We start from the raw sequence: 21,473 nt of genomic DNA on the forward strand, positions 1-21,473 counted from the left end.
CCCTCGCGCCTTCAGCGCCTCCACCGCCGCCGTCAGCGTCGGATGATCCGGACCGACCACGGCGATGGCCCTGGATTTCGCCGCCAGCTTGCGCATCTGGGCGGCGATCTCATCGGGCGCCAGCGAAGCGGCGAAGTCGATCGTCGCAGTGCCCCGGAAACGTTGCGATTGCGAGACCGCAAGCTCCAGCTCGCGCGCGAAATCGCCGTAGAAAACGTCATTGCCGCGCAGCAGCAGGAAGCCGAGACGATATTCGGGCAACTCCTGGCGCATGCGCTGCCTGATCAGGCCAGCGGCGTGATAGCCGATGTCGGTCGCCGCCTCGTAGACGCGACGCGCCGTCTCCTCGCGCACCGGCAGGCGATTGTTCAACACCCGGTCGACCGTGGCGACGCTGAAGCCTGAAACGCGCGCGAGATCGGTGATTGTCGGCCGCTTTGCCATGAGTGCTCCATCGCTTGCCCGACTCAGATTAGCCCAATCTGATAGAAAATGATAGAATCTATCTTTGTGACATTGAGGCTATCATGACTTGGCGCTATGGTGAAGTCGAAGCCAGCCATGGGCGAGGCGCGGCATTGCCGAGGGCCATTCGCCAGGTGCTGATGGAGGACCCCGCAATGACGGCAATCACGTCTCCGGCGCCGTCCGGACGCGACTACAGCCTGACCGGCCGCGACGCCAAGCGCGCGGTCGAGAACGGTCTTTCGGCGGCCCAGTGGTACCACACCGAGATCCCGCGCAAGCAGATGAAGGAGCTGATGCAGCGCTCCGACCAGCCCGCTATCCGAGACACCATCATCTGGCTCGGTGCGCTGTTCCTCAGTGGCGCGGGCGGCGCTTGGTTCTGGGGCAGCTGGTGGTGCGTGCCGTTCTTCTTTGTCTATGGCACGCTCTACGGTTCCTCGACCGACTCCCGCTGGCACGAATGCGGTCACGGCACGGCCTTCCGCACCCAATGGATGAACGATGCGGTCTACCAGCTCGCCTGCTTCATGATCATGCGCAATCCGGTGACCTGGCGCTGGAGCCATACACGCCACCACACCGACACCATCATCGTCGGCCGCGACCCGGAGATCGCCGTCATGCGACCGCCGGACCTTTTGCGCGTTGTGCTGAATTTTTTCGGCATGCTCGATGCCTGGCATGCGATGACCGACATGGTGCGCAATGCCGCCGGCGTCATCAGCGCCGCAGAACAGACCTTCATCCCGGAACAGGAGCAGCCCAAGGCCATCCGCATCGCCCGTATTTGGCTCGCCATCTATGTCGCGACCATCGCGCTGGCGCTCTATCTGCATTCATGGCTGCCGCTGATGCTCGTCGGCCTGCCCCGCCTCTACGGCGCCTGGCATCACGTCATGACCGGGCTGCTGCAGCATGGCGGGCTGGCCGACAATGTCATCGACCATCGGCTGAACAGCCGCACCGTCTACATGAACCCGATCAGCCGGTTCATCTACTGGAACATGAACTACCATGTGGAGCACCACATGTTCCCGATGGTGCCCTACCACGCGCTGCCCAAGCTGCATGAGCTGATCAAGCACGATTTGCCCGCGCCGACGCCGTCGATCCTGGCCGGCTACCGCGAGATGATCCCGGCCTTCCTGCGCCAGCTGCGCAACGAGGACTACTTCCTCAAGCGCGAGCTGCCGCCGACGGCAAAGCCCTACCGGGAAGAGCTGCACAACGACAATCCGGTAGCGGCCGCGGCCGAGTGACCGGATCCGACACAACCGACAACGAAGAATTTCGCCGGAGGACGACATGAGCGACTGGGTCGAGGCCTGCGCGGCCGGAGACATCGACGAGGAGGACGTAATGCGGTTCGATCATGCCGGCCGCACCTACGCCATCTATCGCAGCCCGGAGGACGAGTATTACGCGACCGACGGCCTCTGCTCGCATGAGAAAGTGCATCTGGCCGATGGGCTGGTGATGGACGACATCATCGAGTGTCCAAAACACAATGGCCGCTTCAACTACAAGACCGGCGACGCGCGCGGGGCGCCGGTCTGCGTCAATCTCAAGACCTATCCGGTCAAGGTCGACGCCGGCAAAGTCTTCATTCAGCTTGGGTGACGGCATGGCGGGAGGAATGGTCATCATCGGCGCCGGCGAGTGCGGCGGTCGTGCCGCGCTTACCCTGCGCGACCTTGGTCATGAAGGGCCGGTGACGCTGGTCGGCGACGAGCCGCATCTGCCCTATGAACGGCCGCCGCTGTCGAAGGAGGCGATGACCAGCGAGGCGCCCCTCATTAAGGCGATCGCCAGCGACGAGCTTCTGGCCGAACACTCGATCCGCCACATCCATTCCGTTCGGGCCGTCGCTATCGACCGCGCCGCGCATCTCGTGCGCCTCTCCGACGGCTCTTCGCTTGGCTATGGCAAGCTGCTGCTCGCGACCGGGTCCGTGCCGCGCAAGCTGCCGATGCCTGGTCTGGGCGGCCGCTGCGTTTATCTCAGGACCTTCAACGACGCGCTCGCGATCCGCGCCCATCTCAAGCCGGAGAACCGCGTCGCCATCATCGGCGGCGGTTTCATCGGCCTCGAGCTTGCCGCTTCGGCGCGCAAGCTAGGCGCAAAGGTCACGGTGCTCGAGGCGCAGCCGCGCATCCTGATGCGCGGCGTGCCGGCCGAGGTCGCGGAAATCATTCATAAGGCGCATCAGGCCGAAGGCGTGAAGGTGCTTACCGGCCAAGGCATCACGGCGATTGCCGATGACGGCACGCAAGTTCGCATCACGCTTGCCGACAGGCAGGACATCGTCGCCGATCTTGCCGTGATCGGCATCGGCGCGGTGCCGGTGACGGCGCTCGCCGCCGAAGCAGGACTTGCGATCGACAATGGTATCGCCGTCGATGAGAACCTTTGCACCGCGGATCCGGATGTTTTTGCCGCCGGCGACTGCTGCTCGTTCCCGCTCGCCGTCTATGGCGGCCGGCGCGTGCGGCTGGAAGCCTGGCGCAACGCGCAGGAGCAGGGCGCGCTCGCCGCGAAGAACATGCTGGGCGCCAACGAGGCGCATGCCGCGGTGCCGTGGTTCTGGTCGGATCAATATGGGCTCACGCTGCAGATCGCCGGGCTTTCTGACGAAGGCCGCTCGACCGTACGGCGCGACCTCTACGACGGCGCCTTCATTCTGTTCCACCTGGCCGAGGACGGCAGGCTGGTCGCCGCCAGCGGCATCGGGCCCGGCAATGCGGTGGCGCGCGACATACGGTTGGCCGAGATGCTGATCGCGAAGCGGGCGACGCCCGCGCCTGAGGCGCTCGGCACGCAATCGGTCAAGCTGAAGTCGCTGCTGGCGGCATAGGCCCGAGTAATCGCTGGAAACGAGGGGATCCACGGACATGGCACGCAACAGACCGACCGTCGCCGATTTGCAATTGCTGAAGGGCAAGCGCCAGCTTTCGAAGCTGCGCGTTTTCTCGCTGGAGGAGGCCGAGGCCGCCGAGCGTGCCGGCATCGACATCATCTCGGTCCCCTATGATCTTATCTTCGATCCGCGTTTTCGCGACGCCGCGCCCACCTGCTTTGCCATTCCCGGCGACGAACGCATCAAGCTGGGCGCAACCACCGACGAGATCCTGCGCATGGCGGTGAAGCTGCGCGCGGCCAGCGCCGACGCCATGTATTGCGCGGCCAGCCTGCAGACCATCCGCCGGCTGCGCGACGAGCACATTCCGGTCTGCGGTCACGTCGGACTGATCCCGGCGCATGCGACCTGGACGGGCGGCTTCAAGGCGGTCGGCAAGACGGCCGAAAGTGCCGCCTTCGTCTGGAAGCAGGTCAAGGACCTTGAAGCCGCCGGCGCCTTCGCCGCCGAGATCGAAGTCGTGCCGGCCCCGGTTGCAAGCGCGATCTCGCGGCGTACATCGCTGATCATGATCTCGATGGGCGCCGGCGCCGGCTGCGATGCGCAATATCTGTTCGCGGAAGACGTGCTCGGCAGCAATCGCGGCCATTATCCGCGCCATGCCAAGCGGTACCGCGACTTCGCGGCGGAGTTCGACCGCCTGCAGAGCGAGCGCATCGCGGCCTTCCGCGAATATGCCGACGATATCCAGGCGGGCGCCTATCCAGAGCCGCGGCACATGGTCGAGGCGGATGCCGACGAAATGCGCAAGTTCGAGGCGTTTCTCGCCTCGGAAGGCTACTGAGCCACCCGGCTCAGCCGGCTAGAACAGCGTCTTCAGCTCGTCCAGCTTGTCGTTGACCAGCCAGCCGTAATAATTCTCCTCGGGCAGCTTTTCCGCTTCCCCGGCGGCGCGACGCTTCTCGTTCTCCTCCTCCAACGCATAGGCGCGCTGCTCGGGGTTGCCGACATTGTAGAGCGTGGCGGTCAGGCCCGGATTGTGCGAGATGTCGAAGCCGGCGATGCTGTTGTAGGCGTCGATCGACTTCCTGATGGTCGCAGCGACGTAAGGCAGCGTGAGGTCGGGATCCATGATGGTGTTGTAGACCGTGTTCGGATCATTGACGTCGAGCTCGGGCAGGCCGGAGACCTTGTGCACGAGATCGCTCATCTGCAGCGCCGTCAGCGGGTTGAGCTGGCCGAGTCCGAAAGTCTGGCCGGCATAGTAGGGTTGGAAGAAAGTGGCTCCGAAGCGGTCGTTGGGGAAGCTGGTCCCGCCGACGGTCTTGCCGCGGAAGGAATGGTTCCACACCTGCTCGCGGCATTCCCAGAGATCGTAGCTGTCGGTTATGCCGGCGCATTTCTGGAATTGCGGCCGCTCAACGAAATCGCTGACGTCCTCCCCTTCATAAGCAAAGGTGAGCTTGCTCGACAGGTAGGACATTGCCTTGACGTAATAGGTCTGCAGCCGATCATAGGCGTCGACATTGTAGGTGTGCTCGCCGACGATGGCGCCGACGATGTGCATCGGATCGATGTCGTAGGCGGCCGCCACTTTCCTGATCTTGGCGCGCAGCTCGGCATCGTTCTGCAAGAGCGCGTAGACCTTGCGATACTTGGCCTGGAAGCTGGTGTTGGTGGCCTGAGTGCGCCGGCTGGAAGCGCCCGGAATATCCGGCTGCACGCTGTTGCGATTGCCCGGCGGCACCATGGTCGCCGCGTTCGCCGTTGCCATCGCCGCGGCCAATGCCAGCCCAACAAAAAGAAGTATGCGTTTCTTCATCCACCGCCGCCTTCAAGTCGGCGGCAAACTAGGTAAAGCGCGTGGGAGAGTCGAGACGAGGCAAGCTTCCGACGGGACGAAAGGTGGCCAGATGGTACCATCTGGCCACACATCGCCGGGCTTCGCCCGTTAGAGGATGAACCGTGACAGGTCGGTGTTGCGCGAGAGATCGCCGACATGCTTCTGCACGTAGTCGGCATCGATGGTGACCGCCGTGCCGTGGCGGTCCGGCGCGTCGTAGGAAATCTCGTCCAGCACCCGTTCCATCACCGTCTGCAGGCGTCTGGCGCCGATGTTCTCGACATTGGCGTTGAGGTCGACGGCAATGCCGGCGAGCGAATCGATGGCGTCGTCGGTGAAGGCCAACTCGACGCCTTCGGTCTTCATCAGCGCAATATACTGCTTGATGAGGCTGGCCTCCGTTTCGGTGAGGATGCGGACGAAATCCTGCTTCTCCAGGGCACGCAATTCGACCCGGATCGGCAAGCGGCCCTGCAGCTCCGGAAGCAGGTCCGAAGGCTTGGAGACGTGAAACGCGCCCGAGGCGATGAAAAGAATATGGTCCGTCTTGATCGGCCCGTATTTCGTCGCAACGGTGGTGCCTTCAACCAGCGGCAGCAGATCGCGCTGAACGCCTTCACGCGAGGGACCGCCCGAAATGTCGCTCCTGGCCGCGATCTTGTCGATCTCGTCGAGGAACACGATGCCGTCATTCTCCGTCGATTCCAGCGCCTGGCGAACCACCTCGTCCTGGTCGAGCAGCTTGTCGGACTCGTCATTGATCAGTAGCGCGTAGGATTCCTTCACCGTCGTCTTGCGGGTCTTGGTCTTCCTGCCGCCCATCGCCTTCGACAGCATGTCGTTGATGTTGAGCACGCCGATATTGGCGCCCGGCATGCCGGGGATCTCGAAGCCCGGCATACCGCCGGTGCCGGTGTCCGCCACCTCGATCTCGATCTCCTTGTCGTCGAGCTCACCGTCGCGCAGCCGCTTGCGGAAGCTGTCGCGCGTGGCCGGGCTCGCGGTCTTGCCGACCAAAGCTTCGAGCACGCGCTCTTCGGCATTGATGTGAGCGCGCGCCTTGACGTCCTCGCGCATCTTCTCGCGCGTCAGCCCGATGGCGACCTCGACGAGATCGCGCACGATCTGCTCGACGTCGCGGCCGACATAGGCGACCTCGGTGAACTTGGTGGCCTCGACCTTGACGAAAGGCGCGCCGGCCAGCCGCGCCAGCCGGCGCGAGATCTCGGTCTTGCCGACGCCGGTCGGGCCGATCATCAGGATGTTCTTGGGCATCACCTCTTCGCGCATCTGGCCCTCCAGCTGCTGGCGGCGCCAGCGGTTGCGCAAGGCGATCGCCACGGCGCGCTTGGCGTCTTTCTGGCCGATGATGAAGCGGTCGAGTTCCGAAACGATTTCGCGGGGAGAAAAGGTGCTCATGTTACTCAAATTCCACTTTGCCACTGCCTGATGGACTCGAACGGATGCAGCAGCATGATCACGTTGAGCGTCAGATTGTCCCGGATGATGTAGCCCGTGCCGAATTCGAAAATGAGCGCCAGAGCCACGATCACCCATATAGGGAGCTTTCGCGCCATCACAAATCCGAGCGCCATGAACAGCGTGTCGGACACCGAATTGATGATGCTGTCGCCGTAGTAGTTGAGGGAGATGGTGCCGGCGCGGTAGCGGTCGATGATGAAGGGGCTGTTCTCCAGGAGTTCCCAGCCGCCTTCGATGAGGACGGCGAAAGCCAGCCTCAGCCCGACGGGCGAGCGCGGGAACAGAGCCCAGGCCAGCGCATAGAACAGGAAGCCGTGGATGATGTGCGAGAAGGTGTACCAGTCGGCGATGTGCTGGGAATTCTCCGAGCTGTTCACCACACCGTGCCAGAGCTTGACGTAGCCGCAGGTGCAGATCGGCGGATGGCCCATGCCGTAGAGAATGCCGGCCTGGAACACGACGAGAGCCAGCACCAGCAGCAGCCCCATGCGCCAGCTGTCTTCATAGGCCGAAAGTGCCTTGTCTCCCCCGGATGCGGTCATTGTGATCAGTCCCCCTCTTGTTGGTCGCCTTCGGCCGCATCGACGGCCATCAGCACGACGTCCCCATATTCCGAATGCCTGCGGCCGATCGGCCTGAAGCCGGCCTTTTCATAGGCGCGGATGGCGCGGCCATTGCCGGGATGCGGATCGATGACGACACGCGGCGCGCCTTCCTCGAACAGTTCCGCGACGAACTGGCGGACGATGGCCGAGCCGTGGCCGATGCCGACCAGGTCCGGCGGCCCGATCGACAGATCGATACCCAGCGTGCCGAATGGCTGGTCGGCGTAAGGATGGTTGTCCTCGAGATGCGGATCGTAGCTCTGCAGATAGGCGATCGGCTTGCCGCCCAATTCGACGATCAGCGGCTCCACCGAAACCGACCCGATATGCTCGCGTATCTCGGCGATCTCCTTTTCCGGATCGCCCCACCATTCGGCGATATGCGGCTCGGCAAGCCAGCGGGCGATCATCGGCAGATCCTTTTGGGTGATCGGCCGAAAATCGTAGCTGTCTTCCTGTTCGACCATGATCTGTTCCAGAAGCCGATTCCCATTTTTCGGGATCATGGCCGGCCGCCTAGGCGGCATCGAGCGTTTCGACGACGAAGCTGCTGTTGGTGTAGACGCAGATGTCGGCGGCGATCTGCATCGCCCTGCGGGCGATCTCCTCGGCGTCCTTGTCGGTGTCCATCAGCGCGCGGGCGGCGGCGAGCGCGTAGTTGCCGCCGGAGCCGATGGCCATGACGCCATGTTCCGGCTCGAGCACGTCACCGGTGCCGGTCAGCGCCAGCGAGACCGACTTGTCGGCGACCAGCATCATCGCTTCCAGGCGGCGCAGATAGCGGTCGGTGCGCCAGTCCTTGGCGAGCTCGACGCAGGCGCGGGTCAGTTGGTCAGGATATTGTTCGAGCTTGGCTTCGAGGCGTTCGAGGAGGGTGAAGGCGTCGGCGGTGGCGCCGGCAAAACCGGCGATGACACTGCCGCCCTTGCCGATGCGGCGCACCTTGCGGGCGTTGCCCTTCATGATGGTCTGGCCAAGACTGACCTGGCCGTCGCCGGCGATGACAACCTTGCTGCCCTTGCGCACGGTGACGATGGTCGTGGCGTGCATGGTCAGTTCATTCGACATTTCCTGCTCCGAGTCGCGCTATCCCTCAAAGGCGATTGGCGCGGTACGAGTGACTTTGATCGGCCATATGTATGCATAGGGCGAGTTATTGCAAACCGTCCGCGGCAAGGCCGATACAGTCCGGAATGGCAACTGGCAATCGCCGGATCATGCTGATAGAAGGCTCTCGTTTTCAAGCCCGCGCCTCTGAACAGGACAGACTGATGCCGCCCCGTTCCGCAGAAATCAGCCGCAAGACCAAGGAAACCGAGATTTCCGTATCGGTCCATGTCGACGGCACGGGTAAATCCGACATTTCGACGGGTGTCGGCTTCTTCGACCACATGCTCGATCAGCTGTCGCGCCATTCGCTGATCGACATGACGATCGAGGCCAAAGGCGATCTTCACATCGACGACCATCACACGGTCGAGGATACCGGCATTGCCATCGGCCAGGCTCTGAGCAAGGCTTTGGGGGAGCGGCGCGGCATCATGCGCTTTGCCTCGATCGAGCTCGCAATGGACGAGACGCTGACCCGGGCGGCGATCGACGTTTCCGGCAGGCCGTTCCTGGTCTGGAACGTTTCCTTCTCGTCGCCGAAGATCGGCACATTCGACACCGAGCTGGTGCGCGAATTCTTCCAGGCGCTGGCGCAGAATGCCGGCATAACGCTGCATGTGACCAACCACTACGGCGCCAATAACCATCATATCGCGGAAACCTGCTTCAAGGCCGTGGCCAGGGCGCTGCGCGTGGCGCTGGAGCCTGACCCGCGCCAGCCCGATGCGGTGCCGTCCACCAAGGGATCCCTGAAAGGATAACCCTATGGCCATCTATGTCGTGATGGAGCCGCCTGCGGGGGGCAACGAGAAGGACGCCGCCCTGGTGCGCGACAGCTTCACCTGGCTCGGTTTCCTGTTCTCGCCGATCTGGCTCGCCTGGCACCGCCTCTGGATCGAGGCCCTGCTCACCTTCGCCGCCATGGCGGCGTTGTCCATGCTCGGCGAGAAACTCAGGCTTGAATGGGCTGGATCGGCGCTCTCGCTGCTGGTGTCGCTCTATATCGGCTTCGAAGGCCAGGCCCTGCGGATCGCGGCGCTCCGCCGCCGCGGCTGGCGGGAATGGGGCGTCGTCGAGGCCGGCAGGCTCGGCGATGCCGAGGTCCGTCACGCGCTTGAAGCCAGCGAGCGCACGCAGGAACAGGCGCCGATGCCGCACATCGTGCCCGACACCAACCTGGCGCGGCCGGCGCAGACGGGCATGGCGCTGGGGCTGACCCATACGCCGGGAAGGCCCTGACATGCGGGTAGCGATCATCGACTATGGGTCGGGCAATCTGCGCTCGGCCACCAAGGCCTTCGCGCGCGCCGCGCATGAGGCGGGCATCGCCGCGACCATCGATCTCACCGCCGACGCCGAGCGGGTGCGCAGCGCCGACCGCATCGTCCTGCCGGGCGTCGGCGCCTATGCCGACTGCGCGGCCGGCCTGCATGCCGTCCCCGGCATGTGGGAAGCGGTGGAAGAGGCGGCGCTTCGCAAAGGGCGGCCGTTCCTCGGCATCTGCGTCGGCATGCAATTGATGTCGGAACGCGGGCTGGAAAAGACCGTCACCGAGGGTTTTGGCTGGATTGCCGGCGACGTCAAGGAAATCACGCCGAAGGATCCGGCACTAAAGATCCCGCAGATCGGCTGGAACACGATCGAGCTCGCGCGCAAGCATCCGCTGTTTTCGGGCATCGAGACCGGTCCGAAAGGGCTGCACGCCTATTTCGTCCATTCCTACCACCTGGAGGCGAGGAACCCGGCCGAGGTGCTGGCGACGGCCGACTATGGCGGGCCGGTGACGGCGGCCGTTGCCCGCGACAACTTTGCCGGCACGCAGTTCCATCCCGAGAAAAGCCAGGCGCTCGGCCTGGCGCTGATCACCAATTTCCTGAATTGGAGGCCCTGAATGAGCAAGAAGGGCTACTGGATCGCCATGATCGATGTCCGCGACCCGGACACCTACAAGAAATACATCGAGGCCAACGCGAAGGCCTTCGCCAAATTTGGCGCGAAGTTTGCTGTTCGGGCCGGCCGCCATACCGACCCGGAGGGAGCAACGGGAAACCGCCATGTCGTGGTGGAGTTCGATTCTTACGACAGGGCGCTCGCCTGCTATCAGTCGCCCGAGTACCAGGAAGCCTTGAAATTCCGGCTGGCGGCATCGACCGGCCACTTCGCCATCGTCGAGGGCGCCTGGTCGTGATCCTGTTTCCGGCAATAGACCTCAAGGACGGCAAATGCGTGCGCCTGAAGCACGGCGACATGGCGACCGCCACCATCTACAACGATGACCCGGCGGCCCAGGCACGAGCCTTCGAAGAGCAAGGCTTCGAATGGCTGCACGTCGTCGACCTCAACGGCGCCTTCAAGGGCCAGAGCGTCAATTCCGCCGCGGTCGGCGCCATCCTCGAGGCGACGAAGAACCCGGTGCAGCTCGGCGGGGGCATCCGCACGCTGGCGCAGATCGAGGACTGGCTGGACCGCGGGCTGGCGCGAGTCATCCTCGGGACCGTGGCGGTGCGGGAGCCCGAACTGGTGAAGGAGGCATGCAGGACCTTTCCCGGCAAGGTAGCAGTCGGCATCGACGCCAAGGGCGGCAAGGTGGCGGTCGAGGGCTGGGCCGAAGCCTCGGAACTCGGCGTCATCGAATTGGCGAGGAAGTTCGAAGGTGCGGGCGTGGCCGCCATCATTTACACCGACATCGACCGCGACGGCGTGCTCTCCGGCATCAACTGGGATGCCACCATCGACCTTGCCGAGGCGGTGTCGATCCCGGTGATCGCTTCCGGCGGATTGGCCTCCATCGCCGACATCGTGCGCATGACCATGCCCGATGCGAAGCGCCTGGAGGGTGCGATCTCCGGTCGCGCGCTCTATGACGGGCGCATCGACCCGGCGGAGGCGCTCGCCATCCTGCGCGGCAACAACGCGGAGGCACGAGCGTGAACATCTCGATCATCCTGGCGTCCTATGACAGCGGCCACTTTCACGGCCGCTGTGGCCAAGGCCCCGATGCGCTGATCTCCGGCGGGCTGGCCGAGGCGCTGAAGCTTGCCGGTCACGACGTCGAGGTGCGCGACATCGGCAAGGTCGTCGAGGACGAGCAGGAGCGCGAGATCGGCACGGGATTTGCCGTCTGCAACGTCGTTTCGGGCGAGGTCCGCATCGCGCTGGACAATGGGCGCTTTCCCATCGTTCTGGCCGGCAATTGCCTGACCAGCGCGGGCGCGGTGGCCGGTGAAGGCGCGGACGCCATCATCTGGGCCGACCAGCATGGCGACCTCAACACGCCGGAAACCTCCACCTCCGGCTTTCTCGACGGCATGGCGCTGGCAACGGCGCTTGGATTGTGCTGGCGGCGCATGGCGGCGCAGATTCCCGGCTTCAAGCCGATCGAGCCGGCCCGCTGTGTCCTGGTCAACGCACGCGACCTCGATACGGCCGAGAAAGAGCTTTTGGAGAAGCTGCCGATCATTCGCACCGAGTGTCCGGACTGGGCAGCCGCCGCGGCGAAGCTGAAGGCCACGGGTGCCGAGCGCATTCACATGCATGTCGACCTCGACGTGCATGATCCGGAAAAGCTGCAGGCCAATCGTTACGCAACGCCTGGCGGCCCGGCGCCGGAGCAGGTCCGCACCGCGATGTGCGGCCTTGCCGGCCCGCTCAGCATCGCCGGGCTTACCATTTCCGCCTACGATCCGGCGTTCGACCCGAAGGGCGAGGTGCCGCCGCAGGTCGGCGCGCTGGTGGTCGACCTTTTGTCGACCATGGAGGGGCGCTGATGCTGAAAGCCCGCGTCATTCCCTGTCTCGACGTCAAGAACGGCCGCGTGGTCAAGGGCGTCAATTTCGTCGACCTGGTCGATGCCGGCGATCCGGTCGAGGCGGCGAAGGCCTATGATGCGGCGGGCGCCGACGAGCTCTGCTTCCTCGACATCACCGCATCGTCCGACAATCGCGAGACGATCTTCGACGTGGTCGCCCGCACGGCCGAACAATGTTTCATGCCGCTGACCGTCGGCGGCGGCGTGCGCCAGGTGGCCGACATCCGAAGGCTGCTTCTGGCCGGCGCCGACAAAGTATCGATCAACACGGCGGCGGTGAAGAACCCGGATTTCGTCGCGGAGGCTGCCGACAAGTTCGGCAACCAGTGCATCGTCGTCGCCATCGATGCCAAGAAAGTATCGGCTGCCGGCGAGGCCGACCGCTGGGAGATCTTCACGCATGGCGGGCGCGAGAAGACCGGCATCGACGCGGTCGAGTTCGCCAAGAAGATGGTCGATCGCGGCGCCGGCGAGATCCTGCTGACCTCGATGGACCGCGACGGCACCAAGGCCGGCTACGATATCGCGCTGACCCGCGCGATCGCCGATGCCGTGCGTGTGCCGGTCATCGCTTCGGGCGGCGTCGGCACGCTTGATCACATGGTGGAAGGCATCCGCGATGGCCATGCCGCCGCCGTTCTTGCCGCCTCGATCTTTCATTTCGGCACCTACACCATCGCCGAGGCCAAGGCGCATATGGCGGGCGCCGGCCTGCCGATGCGGCTGGACTCGACCGTTCATCGGACTTAAACCACTGCTATGGCTCAATTTTCACTCGCCGAGCTGGAAACGATAATTCATCAGCGCGCCCATTCCGGTGATCCGGAGTCATGGACGGCGAAATTGTTCGCCAAGGGCATGGACAAGGCGGCGCAGAAGCTCGGCGAGGAAGCGGTCGAGGCTGTGATCGCCGCCGTTCGCGGCGACCGGCAGGCCCTCGTTTCGGAAAGCGCCGATCTTCTATATCATTGGCTGGTCGTCCTCGCGATCGCGGGCATTCCGCTGGAGGACGTGCTGAAGGAGCTCGAGGGCCGCACCGGCCGCTCGGGCGTCGCTGAAAAGGCGTCCCGGCCCCGGGGCTGACCGCTAAAGACGGATAGAGCATGATGTCGTCCGAAAACCGCTCCACACTTTTCGGCATCATGCTCTAGGAGGGCAGGAGACTCGATGGACCAGCTTGCTCCGACCGAGAAATACTCCCCCTTTCGTTTCTTCTCGGCCGAGCAATGGTCGCAGTTCCGCGCCGACACGCCGCTCACGCTGACCGAGGACGAGATCGACCGGCTGCGTTCGCTCAATGACCCGGTCGACCTCGAAGAGGTCAAGCGCATCTACCTCTCGCTTTCCCGTCTGCTTTCGGCGCATGTCGAGGCGAGCCAGCTGCTGTTCAGGCAGCGCCAGGCCTTCTTCAACGCGCAGGACGTCGTCAAGACGCCGTTCATCATCGGCATCGCCGGCTCGGTCGCCGTCGGCAAATCGACCACCGCTCGCGTGCTTAAGGAATTGCTGGCGCGCTGGCCGTCGAGCCCGAAGGTCGATCTCATCACCACCGACGGCTTCCTCTTGCCGAACGAGATCCTGCGCCGCAACAATCTGATGGAGCGCAAGGGCTTTCCAGAAAGCTACGACGTCGGCGCCCTGCTCCGCTTCCTTTCCGGCATCAAGTCGGCGCAGCGCGATGTCCGGGCCCCGGTCTACTCGCACCTGACCTACGACGTCATTCCGGGCGAGTTCGTCACCATCGACAGGCCGGACATTTTGATCTTCGAAGGCATCAATGTTTTGCAGCCGGGCAAGCTGCCGAAGGACGGCAAGATCGTGCCGTTCCTGTCGGATTTCTTCGACTTCGCCATCTATATCGATGCCGACGAGAAGCTGATTCACCAGTGGTACACCCAGCGCTTCATGCGACTGCGCGAGACTGCCTTCCGCAACCCGGACTCCTTCTTCCACCGCTATTCGCAGCTGTCGGAGGATGCCGCCCGCGCCATCGCCGAGGGCCTGTGGAGCAACATCAACCTGAAGAATTTGCGCGAGAACATCCTGCCGACCAGGGCGCGCGCCGACCTCATCCTGCGCAAAGGCGCCAACCACCTGGTCGAAGAGGTGGCATTGCGGAAACTCTGATAGAATCCGGCGGACCGGCGCCTAAAGCGCATGGCCCTGGCGTCGATTCAGGCGACGCGCTTTCAAATTAGTCTTTGTTCTTAGTCGGCGGCAGCTTCGATAAGGAGCCGGGTCTCAGCAGACCGTAGCGGCGGCCACGGGACGGTTGACGGCTCCGATCGGCATGTTCGGCACGAGGCGACGGTCCGCGGGGATCAGCTTGCGAGCGACGATGTAAATCACAGACACGACGATGACGGCGACATAGCTGTCTATTGCATAGTGCCATGCCAGATAGACCGAGCTGACAGCAACAAAGGCCACGTAGAGCAGAGCGAAGGCGCCGAGGAGGCGGCTGTATTCGCGCACGAACAATGCATTGAGCATTGCAAGGCCGACGTGAACGCTGGGAAACGCCGAGATACCCGTGGCAAAACCGGTCTGCTTGGCCTCATACAGCGACCATAGATACTGCTGGTAGGCGGCCGCGGAGTTGCTTGACCCAGCCCCGCGGGCCAGGAATGCAAGCTGTTCACCAAATCGCGCCGTGTCTCCCGTGACCGCGCCGTAAAATGCCGGACCCGCCGAGAGGAACAGCGCCGCCAGGATGTTCCCGACCAGGATCCAGACTGCCATAAAGCAGGCGAGATAGCGCGTTCGGACCGATGCCACCATGGGCGATGTGGCGACGAAGAACAAGCCGACGAAATTCAGCAGAAACCAGAAGACGTTGTAGTTCCATTCTATTATGGCGCGCACCAGATCACTTTCGGCCACGGAGTAGAGCCAGCGCCACGGATCGGCGCCCAAATGGAGGAAAGCGTCGATGTCCGCGTGCAGGACATCGAATTGAAAACCGCCTTGCCAGGCCGACATTCCGTTTTTCACGGAAGTGAAATTGCCCTGAAAGATCATGAGCGCCATCAGAAGGCACAATCCCGATAGCGAATATGCCAACCGCCCGGTCGAAAACACTCTTTTCGCAACCAAACGTCGCCGGGAATTGAAGCGATGCATAATGAGAATTGCGTCGGCAAGGATTGCTATTGTGGGCAGTGCGAAGCCGTTGAGGGAGATCCAGGACCCGAAATATATCGAGAACGCGAGGCGGTCGGCCGCGCCAATCGCGTTCAGAAAGATCAGCCCGGCCAAAACATAAATGACGATGGCCAGATAGAGGCCCGAATCCCTCCGAACGAGTTGGGCTGCCTCCGTGACGATTGCCCACAGGCCGCGGAGGACCGAATAGCTTTCCGTCATTGCCGAGCCCCAAGCTGCAATAGCTGCCCGTCTTTATGAGGAAAACTTCTAGATTTCGTTAGCTTGCGGGCACCGTTACCCGCCGCAGCGTCAGATTGATACGGCCGCCACTCCTCAACAGCGCCGAGGTCGCTGGGTAGATGCGGTCAACGCCGTGGAAACAGAGGCGTCCCTCGCCGCCAAGCACGACGACATCGCCGCTCTTCAGCCTGAACGACTTGGTGCCGCCTTCGCGCGTGGTGTGACCGACCCGAAACAGGCAGTCGTCGCCGAGCGACACCGAAACGACGGGTGCTGCGAAATCCTGCTCGTCGCGGTCCTGGTGCAGACCCATCTTGGCCTCGCTCGAATAGAAATTGACGAGGCAGGCTTCCGGCGCGTGCGAATAGGCCGACACCTCGCACCACACTTTTATCAGGGCTTCGGGGATCGGCGGCCAGGGCTCGCCTGTCACCGGGTGCATCGGCTGGTAGCGATAGCCGCGCTCGCGGTCGGTCACCCAACCGAGCACGCCGCAATTGGTCATGCGCACGCTCATCTCCTTGCCGGTGCGCGGCATGGCCGGCACGTAAAGCGGCGCCGCCTGCACGATGCGCCTGATCTCCTCGACCAGCGCTTCCTGCTCCGTGCGCGACAGATAGCCCGGCATATGGCGAATGCCCTTGGGCAGAACGAGCATGGGATTCGATCCGATCAGTTCGTCCGAGCATGCCACCGGCAGAACGGCTTCGCGACCCGAAAGCGGCCGTCGTCGGATGTCGGCCCCTAGTCGCTTTCAACCCGGCCGCGCAGCTTCTTGACCGTCGAGCGCCCGGCCTTGGTCTTGAGGCGCCGCTCGACGGCGCCCTTCGAAGGCTTCGTCTTCTTGCGCGGCGGCGGCGGCGGCTCGGCCGCCTTGGCGACCAGTGCCGTCAACCTGGCTCGCGCGTCGGCGCGATTCTGTTCCTGAGTGCGGAAGCGCCCGGCCTCGATGACGATGACGCCATCCTTGGTTGCGCGCTGGCCGGCGAGCTTGATGGCGCGCTCCCGCACCCGCTCCGACAGGCCCGGCGCATTGGCGGCGTCGAAGCGCAGCTGGACGGCGGTCGCCACCTTGTTGACGTTCTGGCCGCCCGGCCCGGAAGAGCGGATGAAGTCCTCGTGCAGGTCATCCGGATGGATGACCGCATCACTGGCGATGATGATCCTGTCGTCGGCATTCATGCGCACAGTCATGGCGCGGCGGCGGGAAAAAGAAAAGGCCCGGCCAAAGCCGGGCCCTGGAGGAAGATGTTGGAGCGGCAGCTATTCCGCCGCCTCCTGCAGGCGCGGTGCCGCGCCGCGGATGGCCGCGTCGACATGTGTTTCGAATTTCTCGAAGTTGGCGGCGAACATGTTGACCAGCTTGGAGGCCTGCCTGTCATAGCCCGCCTTGTCGGCCCAGGTCGAGCGCGGATCGAGAATGGCGCCGTCGACGCCCGGCACCGCCACCGGCACCTCGAAGCCGAAATTGGCATCGGTGCGGAATTCGGCGGCATTGAGCGAGCCGTCGAGCGCCGCGCCGAGCAGGGCGCGCGTCACCTTGATCGGCATGCGACGGCCGGTGCCATAGGCGCCGCCGGTCCAGCCGGTATTGACCAGCCAGCAATCGACGCCATGGCCGGCGATCAGCTCGCGCAGCAGATTGCCGTATTCTGACGGATGGCGCGGCATGAAGGGCGCGCCGAAGCAGGTCGAGAAGGTCGCCTCGGGTTCAGTTATGCCCTTTTCGGTTCCGGCGACCTTGGCGGTATAGCCTGAGAGGAAGTGATACATCGCTTGCGCCGGCGTCAGCCGGGCGATCGGCGGCATGACGCCGAAGGCGTCGGCCGTCAGCATGATGATGTTCTTCGGATGGCCGGCGCGGCCGGTCCTCGAGGCATTGGGAATGTAATCCAGCGGATAGGCGCAGCGCGTGTTCTCCGTCAGGCGGCCGTCGTCGAAATCCGGCGCGCGCGCAGCGTCGAGAATCACATTCTCCAGCACCGTGCCGAAGCGCTGCGTGGTGGCGAATATCTCGGGCTCCGCCTCGGCCGAAAGCCTGATCGTCTTGGCGTAGCAGCCACCTTCGAAGTTGAAGATGCCGTGCGGCCCCCAGCCGTGCTCGTCGTCGCCGATCAGCGTGCGCGATGGATCGGCCGACAGTGTCGTCTTGCCTGTGCCGGAAAGGCCGAAGAAGACGGCCGCGTCGCCGGCGGGTCCTTCGTTGGCCGAGCAATGCATCGGCATGACGCCTTTTTGCGGCAGCAGGTAGTTCAGCACGGTGAACACCGATTTCTTCATCTCGCCGGCATAGGACGTGCCGCCGATCAGCACGAACTTGCGGGTGAGGTCGACCGCGATAACCGTCGCCGCGCGGGTGCCGTGGCGGGCCGGGGCGGCGCGGAAGGACGGCAGGTCGATGATCGTCATCTGCGGCACGAAGCGGTCGAGCTCGGCGGCTTGCGGGCGGATCAGGAGATTGCGGATGAACAGCGAGTGCCAGGCGAATTCCGTCACGACGCGAACCGGCAGCTGGAACTCGGCGTCGGCGCCGCCGACGAGATCCTGCACATAGAGATCCTTGGCCGCAGCATGGGCGCGGAAATCGGCGAGGAGCGTCTCGAACTGCGCCGGCGAGATCGCCTTGTTGTTTTCCCACCAGACATGCGGGGCGGTGCTGTCGTCACGCACGACGAACTTGTCCTTCGGCGAGCGTCCGGTGTGCTGGCCGGTCTCGGCAACCAGCGCGCCCTGCGCGGTCAATTTCGCCTCGCCGCGGCGGATCGCTTCCTCATAGAGCTCGGCAGCGCCGAAATTATATCGCACCGTGCCCGTGGTCTTCAGGCCGATCGCGTCAATGGCGCAGTCGGGGTTGCGTTTGCCGGCTTCCGACATCAAATTTCCTCTCCGGATTTTGGCCGCGTCTGACCGGTCATTGCCGGAACGCGCAAGGGACTAATTAGGGTCAGAACCAGAAAAGGCGAATGATATCAAATCATTAATCGATTTAAAAATTTTGAAAGTTGTTTAAATCGTTTATATGTGCAAAAAATCACAGAGGTTGCCCAAAGGATTGGCAGGCTTCGTTCGTCCAATCCGGTTATGGGTGCGATCGTGTGTAGCGGCAGGCCGCCCGTGACTTCGGACAAGGCCCGTGCCACATTTTGTACCCAATTTGTCCTGCAAAAGCCCTTTCTCGACGACAGAAGGGACAGCTCATGAGGGAGCCGCTTGAAATGGCAACAATCGCGCTTGTCGACGACGACCGAAATATTTTGACTTCGGTGTCGATCGCGCTCGAATCCGAGGGCTACCGCGTCGAAACCTACACCGACGGCGCGTCGGCACTCGAAGGCCTGGCGGCGCGGCCGCCCAACCTCGCCATCCTCGACATCAAGATGCCGCGCATGGACGGCATGGAGCTGTTGCGCCGGATGCGGCAAAAATCCGACTTGCCGGTGATCTTCCTGACCTCGAAGGACGACGAGATCGACGAATTGTTCGGCCTCAAGATGGGGGCCGACGACTTCATCCGCAAACCGTTCTCGCAGCGCTTGCTCGTCGAGCGGGTGCGCGCGGTGCTGCGCCGCACCAGCGCCCGCGAGGCGGCCGCCAAGGCGCCCAGCCAGCAGGCGCGCTCGCTCGAGCGCGGCCAACTGGTGATGGACCAGGAGCGGCACACCTGCACCTGGAAGGGCGAGCCGGTGACGCTGACGGTAACCGAGTTCCTGATCCTGCATTCGCTTGCGCAGCGCCCCGGCGTGGTAAAAAGCCGTGATGCGCTGATGGACTCGGCCTATGATGAGCAGGTCTATGTCGACGACCGCACCATCGACAGCCACATCAAGCGGCTGCGCAAGAAGTTCAAGGCCGTCGATGACGACTTCGAGATGATCGAAACCCTTTACGGAGTCGGGTACCGGTTTCGGGAAGCTTGATATAGTGAATAGTCAATGGTGAATGGTGGATGGTGCGAGCGGCCCAATGGGCTCTATCTAAGCGCCCCATTTTTCCATTCGCCATGCACCATTCACCGGACAGGGACTGCTAGTTGATGGCAGTGGACGCAGAGCGAGGCAGGCGGGCGGGCGCGGCGAAGCGCCCGTCGCGTATCGTGCCTGCATTCCTGTCGAAGATCACGGTGCCGATGCGCCGCTTCCTCGGCCACCACATCTTCTCCAGCCTGACGCGGCGCATCCTGTTTCTCAACCTGGCCGGCCTTGCCGTGCTGGTCACGGGCATCCTCTACCTCAACACCTTCCGCGACGGGCTGATCGACGCCCGCGTCGAAAGCCTGATGACGCAAGGCGAGATCATCGCCGGCGCCATCGCGGCCTCGGCGACGGTCGAGACCGACTCGATCAGCATCGATCCGGAAAAGCTGCTCGAGCTGCAGGCCGGCGAAAGCCTGGGGCCAGGCTCCGACCAGCTCGACAATCTCGACTTCCCGATCAATCCCGAGCGCGTGGCGCCGGTGCTGCGGCGGCTGATCTCGCCGACCCGCACGCGCGCCCGCATCTACGACCGCGACGCGAACCTGCTGCTCGATTCGCGGCATCTCTATTCGCGCGGCCAGATCCTGCGCTACGACCTCCCGCCTGTCGACGACGAGCAGCCCGGCCTTTTGGAGCGCGTCGAGAAATTCGTCTTCGACTTCTTCCGCAACAAGGACCTGCCCGTCTATCACGAACAGCCCGGCGGCAATGGCGCGGCCTTCCCCGAAGTGGTCAAGGCGCTGACCGGCAGTCCCTCGACCATCGTGCGGGTAAGCGAGCAGGGCGAACAGATCGTCTCGGTAGCGGTGCCGATCCAGCGCTTCCGCGCCGTGCTCGGGGTCTTGATGCTGTCCACCGAAGGCGGCGACATCGACAAGATCGTCGCGGCCGAACGCAAGGCGATCCTGCGCGTGTTCGGCATCGCGGCGCTCGTCACGGCCATCCTCTCGCTGCTGTTGGCCTCCACGATCGCCAATCCGCTGCGGCGGCTGTCGGCTGCTGCCGTACGGGTGCGGCGCGGCGTCAAGAACCGCGAGGAGATCCCTGACTTCTCCGACCGTCAGGACGAGATCGGCAATCTGTCGATCGCGGTGCGCGACATGACAAACGCGCTCTATGCGCGCATCGAGGCGATCGAAAGCTTCGCTGCCGATGTCTCGCACGAGCTCAAGAATCCGCTGACCTCGCTGCGCAGCGCGGTCGAAACGCTGCCTCTGGCCAAGAACGACACCTCACGCGAGCGTTTGATGGAAATCATCCAGCACGACGTGAAGCGGCTCGACCGGCTGATCACCGACATTTCCGATGCCTCGCGGCTCGATGCCGAATTGGCGCGCGAGGATGCCTCGACGGTCGACCTGAAGAAGTTCATCACCGATCTTGTCGCGGTCTCGCGCGAGACGACGCGCAACAAGAAGTCGGTCGAGATCGAGCTCAAGGTCGCCAAGCTGCCGCAGGGCGTCAAAGGCTATGTCGTTGTCGGCCATGATCTGAGGATCGGCCAGGTCATCACCAACCTGATCGAGAACGCGCGTTCCTTCGTTCCCGAGGAACACGGCCATATCACCATCTCGCTGGCGCGCGCCGGCAAGTTCAACATCGTCACCGTCGACGACAACGGTCCGGGCATCAGAGCCGAAAAGATCGATCGCATCTTCGAGCGCTTCTATACCGACCGGCCCGCCGGTGAGGCCTTCGGCCAGAACTCCGGCCTGGGCCTGTCGATCAGCCGCCAGATCGTCGAAGCGCATGGCGGCACGCTGACGGCGGAAAACATCCCCGGCACCAAGCCGGGCGAGATCAAGGGCGCGCGCTTCGTGGTGACCCTGCCGGCCGAAGGCTGATCTCCGTTCCCAGACAGAAACGATCATGTCCGATCTTGCCGTGAAGCCCGAAAATATCCACGCAACGGCGATCCTGATCGGCGATCGCGGCGTCC

25 protein-coding genes are annotated in these 21,473 nt (G+C 63.6%); 15 read left to right on the plus strand and 10 right to left on the minus strand.

Translation table 11 applies throughout. The features are described from left to right. Positions 1 to 444 (minus strand): LacI family DNA-binding transcriptional regulator (locus tag EOA75_RS09840; protein WP_127324173.1); only part of this gene is annotated, 444 nt, incomplete at its 3' end. 176 nt (positions 445 to 620) lie between these two features. On the opposite strand from EOA75_RS09840, the gene EOA75_RS09845 reads away from it, so the two are divergent. Genes EOA75_RS09845 through EOA75_RS09860 form a run of 4 tightly spaced genes read left to right on the plus strand, consistent with a single transcriptional unit; the run spans position 621 to position 4,169 of the window. Further along, positions 621 to 1,727 carry a fatty acid desaturase family protein gene (locus tag EOA75_RS09845; RefSeq protein WP_127324182.1) on the plus strand — a complete coding sequence of 369 codons (1,107 nt, stop codon included), beginning with the start codon at positions 621 to 623 and terminating at the stop codon, positions 1,725 to 1,727. A gap of 46 nt (positions 1,728 to 1,773) precedes the next feature. Next, on the plus strand, positions 1,774 to 2,088 hold the full coding sequence (locus EOA75_RS09850) for a MocE family 2Fe-2S type ferredoxin (protein WP_127247512.1): 315 nt from the start codon (positions 1,774 to 1,776) through the stop codon (positions 2,086 to 2,088). Positions 2,089 to 2,104: 16 nt separating this feature from the next. Continuing rightward, positions 2,105 to 3,322 (plus strand): FAD-dependent oxidoreductase, encoded by a 1,218-nt coding sequence (locus EOA75_RS09855; protein ID WP_245466602.1) that lies wholly within the window; start codon positions 2,105 to 2,107, stop codon positions 3,320 to 3,322. A 37-nt stretch (positions 3,323 to 3,359) separates the two neighbouring features. After that, positions 3,360 to 4,169 (plus strand): 3-methyl-2-oxobutanoate hydroxymethyltransferase, encoded by an 810-nt coding sequence (locus EOA75_RS09860; RefSeq protein WP_095799064.1) that lies wholly within the window; start codon positions 3,360 to 3,362, stop codon positions 4,167 to 4,169. 18 nt (positions 4,170 to 4,187) lie between these two features. Here EOA75_RS09860 and EOA75_RS09865 read toward each other — a convergent pair whose 3' ends face one another. The 5 genes from EOA75_RS09865 to hslV form a co-directional block, all read right to left on the minus strand. Further along, positions 4,188 to 5,147 (minus strand): DUF1402 family protein, encoded by a 960-nt coding sequence (locus EOA75_RS09865; RefSeq protein ID WP_127324175.1) that lies wholly within the window; start codon positions 5,145 to 5,147, stop codon positions 4,188 to 4,190. A 129-nt stretch (positions 5,148 to 5,276) separates the two neighbouring features. After that, positions 5,277 to 6,587 (minus strand): ATP-dependent protease ATPase subunit HslU, encoded by a 1,311-nt coding sequence (hslU, locus tag EOA75_RS09870; RefSeq protein ID WP_127324176.1) that lies wholly within the window; start codon positions 6,585 to 6,587, stop codon positions 5,277 to 5,279. A gap of 5 nt (positions 6,588 to 6,592) precedes the next feature. Then, the gene (locus EOA75_RS09875) at positions 6,593 to 7,192 is read right to left on the minus strand and encodes a DUF2585 domain-containing protein (RefSeq protein ID WP_127324177.1); all 600 of its coding nucleotides are present in this window, start codon (positions 7,190 to 7,192) and stop codon (positions 6,593 to 6,595) included. 5 nt (positions 7,193 to 7,197) lie between these two features. After that, positions 7,198 to 7,722, minus strand: a complete 525-nt coding sequence (locus tag EOA75_RS09880) for a GNAT family N-acetyltransferase (RefSeq protein ID WP_095799442.1) — start codon at positions 7,720 to 7,722, stop codon at positions 7,198 to 7,200. Between the two features lie 49 nt (positions 7,723 to 7,771). Continuing rightward, entirely contained in the window at positions 7,772 to 8,323 is a 552-nt protein-coding gene (hslV, locus tag EOA75_RS09885; protein WP_067002895.1) for an ATP-dependent protease subunit HslV, read from the minus strand. 203 nt (positions 8,324 to 8,526) lie between these two features. Here hslV and hisB point away from each other — a divergent pair, with 203 nt between their 5' ends. The 9 genes from hisB (at position 8,527) to coaA (ending at position 14,300) form a co-directional block, all read left to right on the plus strand. Then, the gene (gene hisB / locus EOA75_RS09890; protein ID WP_095799441.1) at positions 8,527 to 9,126 is read left to right on the plus strand and encodes an imidazoleglycerol-phosphate dehydratase HisB; all 600 of its coding nucleotides are present in this window, start codon (positions 8,527 to 8,529) and stop codon (positions 9,124 to 9,126) included. Between the two features lie 4 nt (positions 9,127 to 9,130). Beyond that, entirely contained in the window at positions 9,131 to 9,604 is a 474-nt protein-coding gene (locus EOA75_RS09895) for a DUF2628 domain-containing protein (RefSeq protein ID WP_067002897.1), read from the plus strand. 1 nt (position 9,605) lies between these two features. Continuing rightward, a complete protein-coding gene (gene hisH / locus EOA75_RS09900) occupies positions 9,606 to 10,256 on the plus strand; it encodes an imidazole glycerol phosphate synthase subunit HisH (protein ID WP_095799061.1) in 651 nt (216 codons plus the stop codon). Continuing rightward, complete coding sequence (locus EOA75_RS09905) at positions 10,257 to 10,553, plus strand: DUF1330 domain-containing protein (protein ID WP_127324178.1); 297 nt, start codon at positions 10,257 to 10,259, stop codon at positions 10,551 to 10,553. It abuts the gene before it with no gap. Continuing rightward, a complete protein-coding gene (gene hisA / locus EOA75_RS09910) occupies positions 10,550 to 11,296 on the plus strand; it encodes a 1-(5-phosphoribosyl)-5-[(5-phosphoribosylamino)methylideneamino]imidazole-4-carboxamide isomerase (protein WP_067323881.1) in 747 nt (248 codons plus the stop codon). The genes EOA75_RS09905 and hisA overlap by 4 nt, the downstream gene beginning before the upstream one ends. Beyond that, positions 11,293 to 12,132: an arginase family protein gene (locus EOA75_RS09915; protein WP_127324179.1), complete on the plus strand. Its 840-nt coding sequence runs from the start codon at positions 11,293 to 11,295 to the stop codon at positions 12,130 to 12,132. Before hisA ends, EOA75_RS09915 begins: the two co-directional genes overlap by 4 nt. Then, positions 12,129 to 12,923: an imidazole glycerol phosphate synthase subunit HisF gene (gene hisF, locus EOA75_RS09920; RefSeq protein WP_164747333.1), complete on the plus strand. Its 795-nt coding sequence runs from the start codon at positions 12,129 to 12,131 to the stop codon at positions 12,921 to 12,923. Before EOA75_RS09915 ends, hisF begins: the two co-directional genes overlap by 4 nt. Before the next feature lie 9 nt (positions 12,924 to 12,932). Then, on the plus strand, positions 12,933 to 13,256 hold the full coding sequence (locus EOA75_RS09925; RefSeq protein ID WP_067323877.1) for a phosphoribosyl-ATP diphosphatase: 324 nt from the start codon (positions 12,933 to 12,935) through the stop codon (positions 13,254 to 13,256). A gap of 84 nt (positions 13,257 to 13,340) precedes the next feature. Then, positions 13,341 to 14,300 carry a type I pantothenate kinase gene (coaA, locus tag EOA75_RS09930; protein ID WP_067002907.1) on the plus strand — a complete coding sequence of 320 codons (960 nt, stop codon included), beginning with the start codon at positions 13,341 to 13,343 and terminating at the stop codon, positions 14,298 to 14,300. A 114-nt stretch (positions 14,301 to 14,414) separates the two neighbouring features. Here coaA and EOA75_RS09935 read toward each other — a convergent pair whose 3' ends face one another. The 4 genes from EOA75_RS09935 to EOA75_RS09950 all read right to left on the minus strand — a co-directional run bounded on the left by EOA75_RS09935 (position 14,415) and on the right by EOA75_RS09950 (position 18,434). Further along, on the minus strand, positions 14,415 to 15,539 hold the full coding sequence (locus EOA75_RS09935; protein WP_095799057.1) for a phosphatase PAP2 family protein: 1,125 nt from the start codon (positions 15,537 to 15,539) through the stop codon (positions 14,415 to 14,417). Between the two features lie 58 nt (positions 15,540 to 15,597). Further along, positions 15,598 to 16,218 carry an alpha-ketoglutarate-dependent dioxygenase AlkB gene (locus tag EOA75_RS09940; RefSeq protein WP_127324180.1) on the minus strand — a complete coding sequence of 207 codons (621 nt, stop codon included), beginning with the start codon at positions 16,216 to 16,218 and terminating at the stop codon, positions 15,598 to 15,600. An 86-nt stretch (positions 16,219 to 16,304) separates the two neighbouring features. Beyond that, positions 16,305 to 16,742, minus strand: a complete 438-nt coding sequence (gene arfB / locus EOA75_RS09945; RefSeq protein WP_067002912.1) for an alternative ribosome rescue aminoacyl-tRNA hydrolase ArfB — start codon at positions 16,740 to 16,742, stop codon at positions 16,305 to 16,307. Positions 16,743 to 16,823: 81 nt separating this feature from the next. Then, a complete protein-coding gene (locus EOA75_RS09950; RefSeq protein ID WP_127324181.1) occupies positions 16,824 to 18,434 on the minus strand; it encodes a phosphoenolpyruvate carboxykinase in 1,611 nt (536 codons plus the stop codon). A gap of 341 nt (positions 18,435 to 18,775) precedes the next feature. Here EOA75_RS09950 and EOA75_RS09955 point away from each other — a divergent pair, with 341 nt between their 5' ends. Both EOA75_RS09955 and EOA75_RS09960 read left to right on the plus strand, forming a co-directional pair. Beyond that, positions 18,776 to 19,477, plus strand: a complete 702-nt coding sequence (locus EOA75_RS09955; RefSeq protein ID WP_006201274.1) for a response regulator transcription factor — start codon at positions 18,776 to 18,778, stop codon at positions 19,475 to 19,477. Positions 19,478 to 19,593: 116 nt separating this feature from the next. Then, a complete protein-coding gene (locus EOA75_RS09960; protein ID WP_067323871.1) occupies positions 19,594 to 21,378 on the plus strand; it encodes a sensor histidine kinase in 1,785 nt (594 codons plus the stop codon). The last annotated feature ends 95 nt before the right edge of the window (positions 21,379 to 21,473 follow it).

The sequence above is a fragment of the Mesorhizobium sp. M1A.F.Ca.IN.022.07.1.1 genome (assembly GCF_003997575.1).
Classification (GTDB): Bacteria; Pseudomonadota; Alphaproteobacteria; order Rhizobiales; family Rhizobiaceae; genus Mesorhizobium.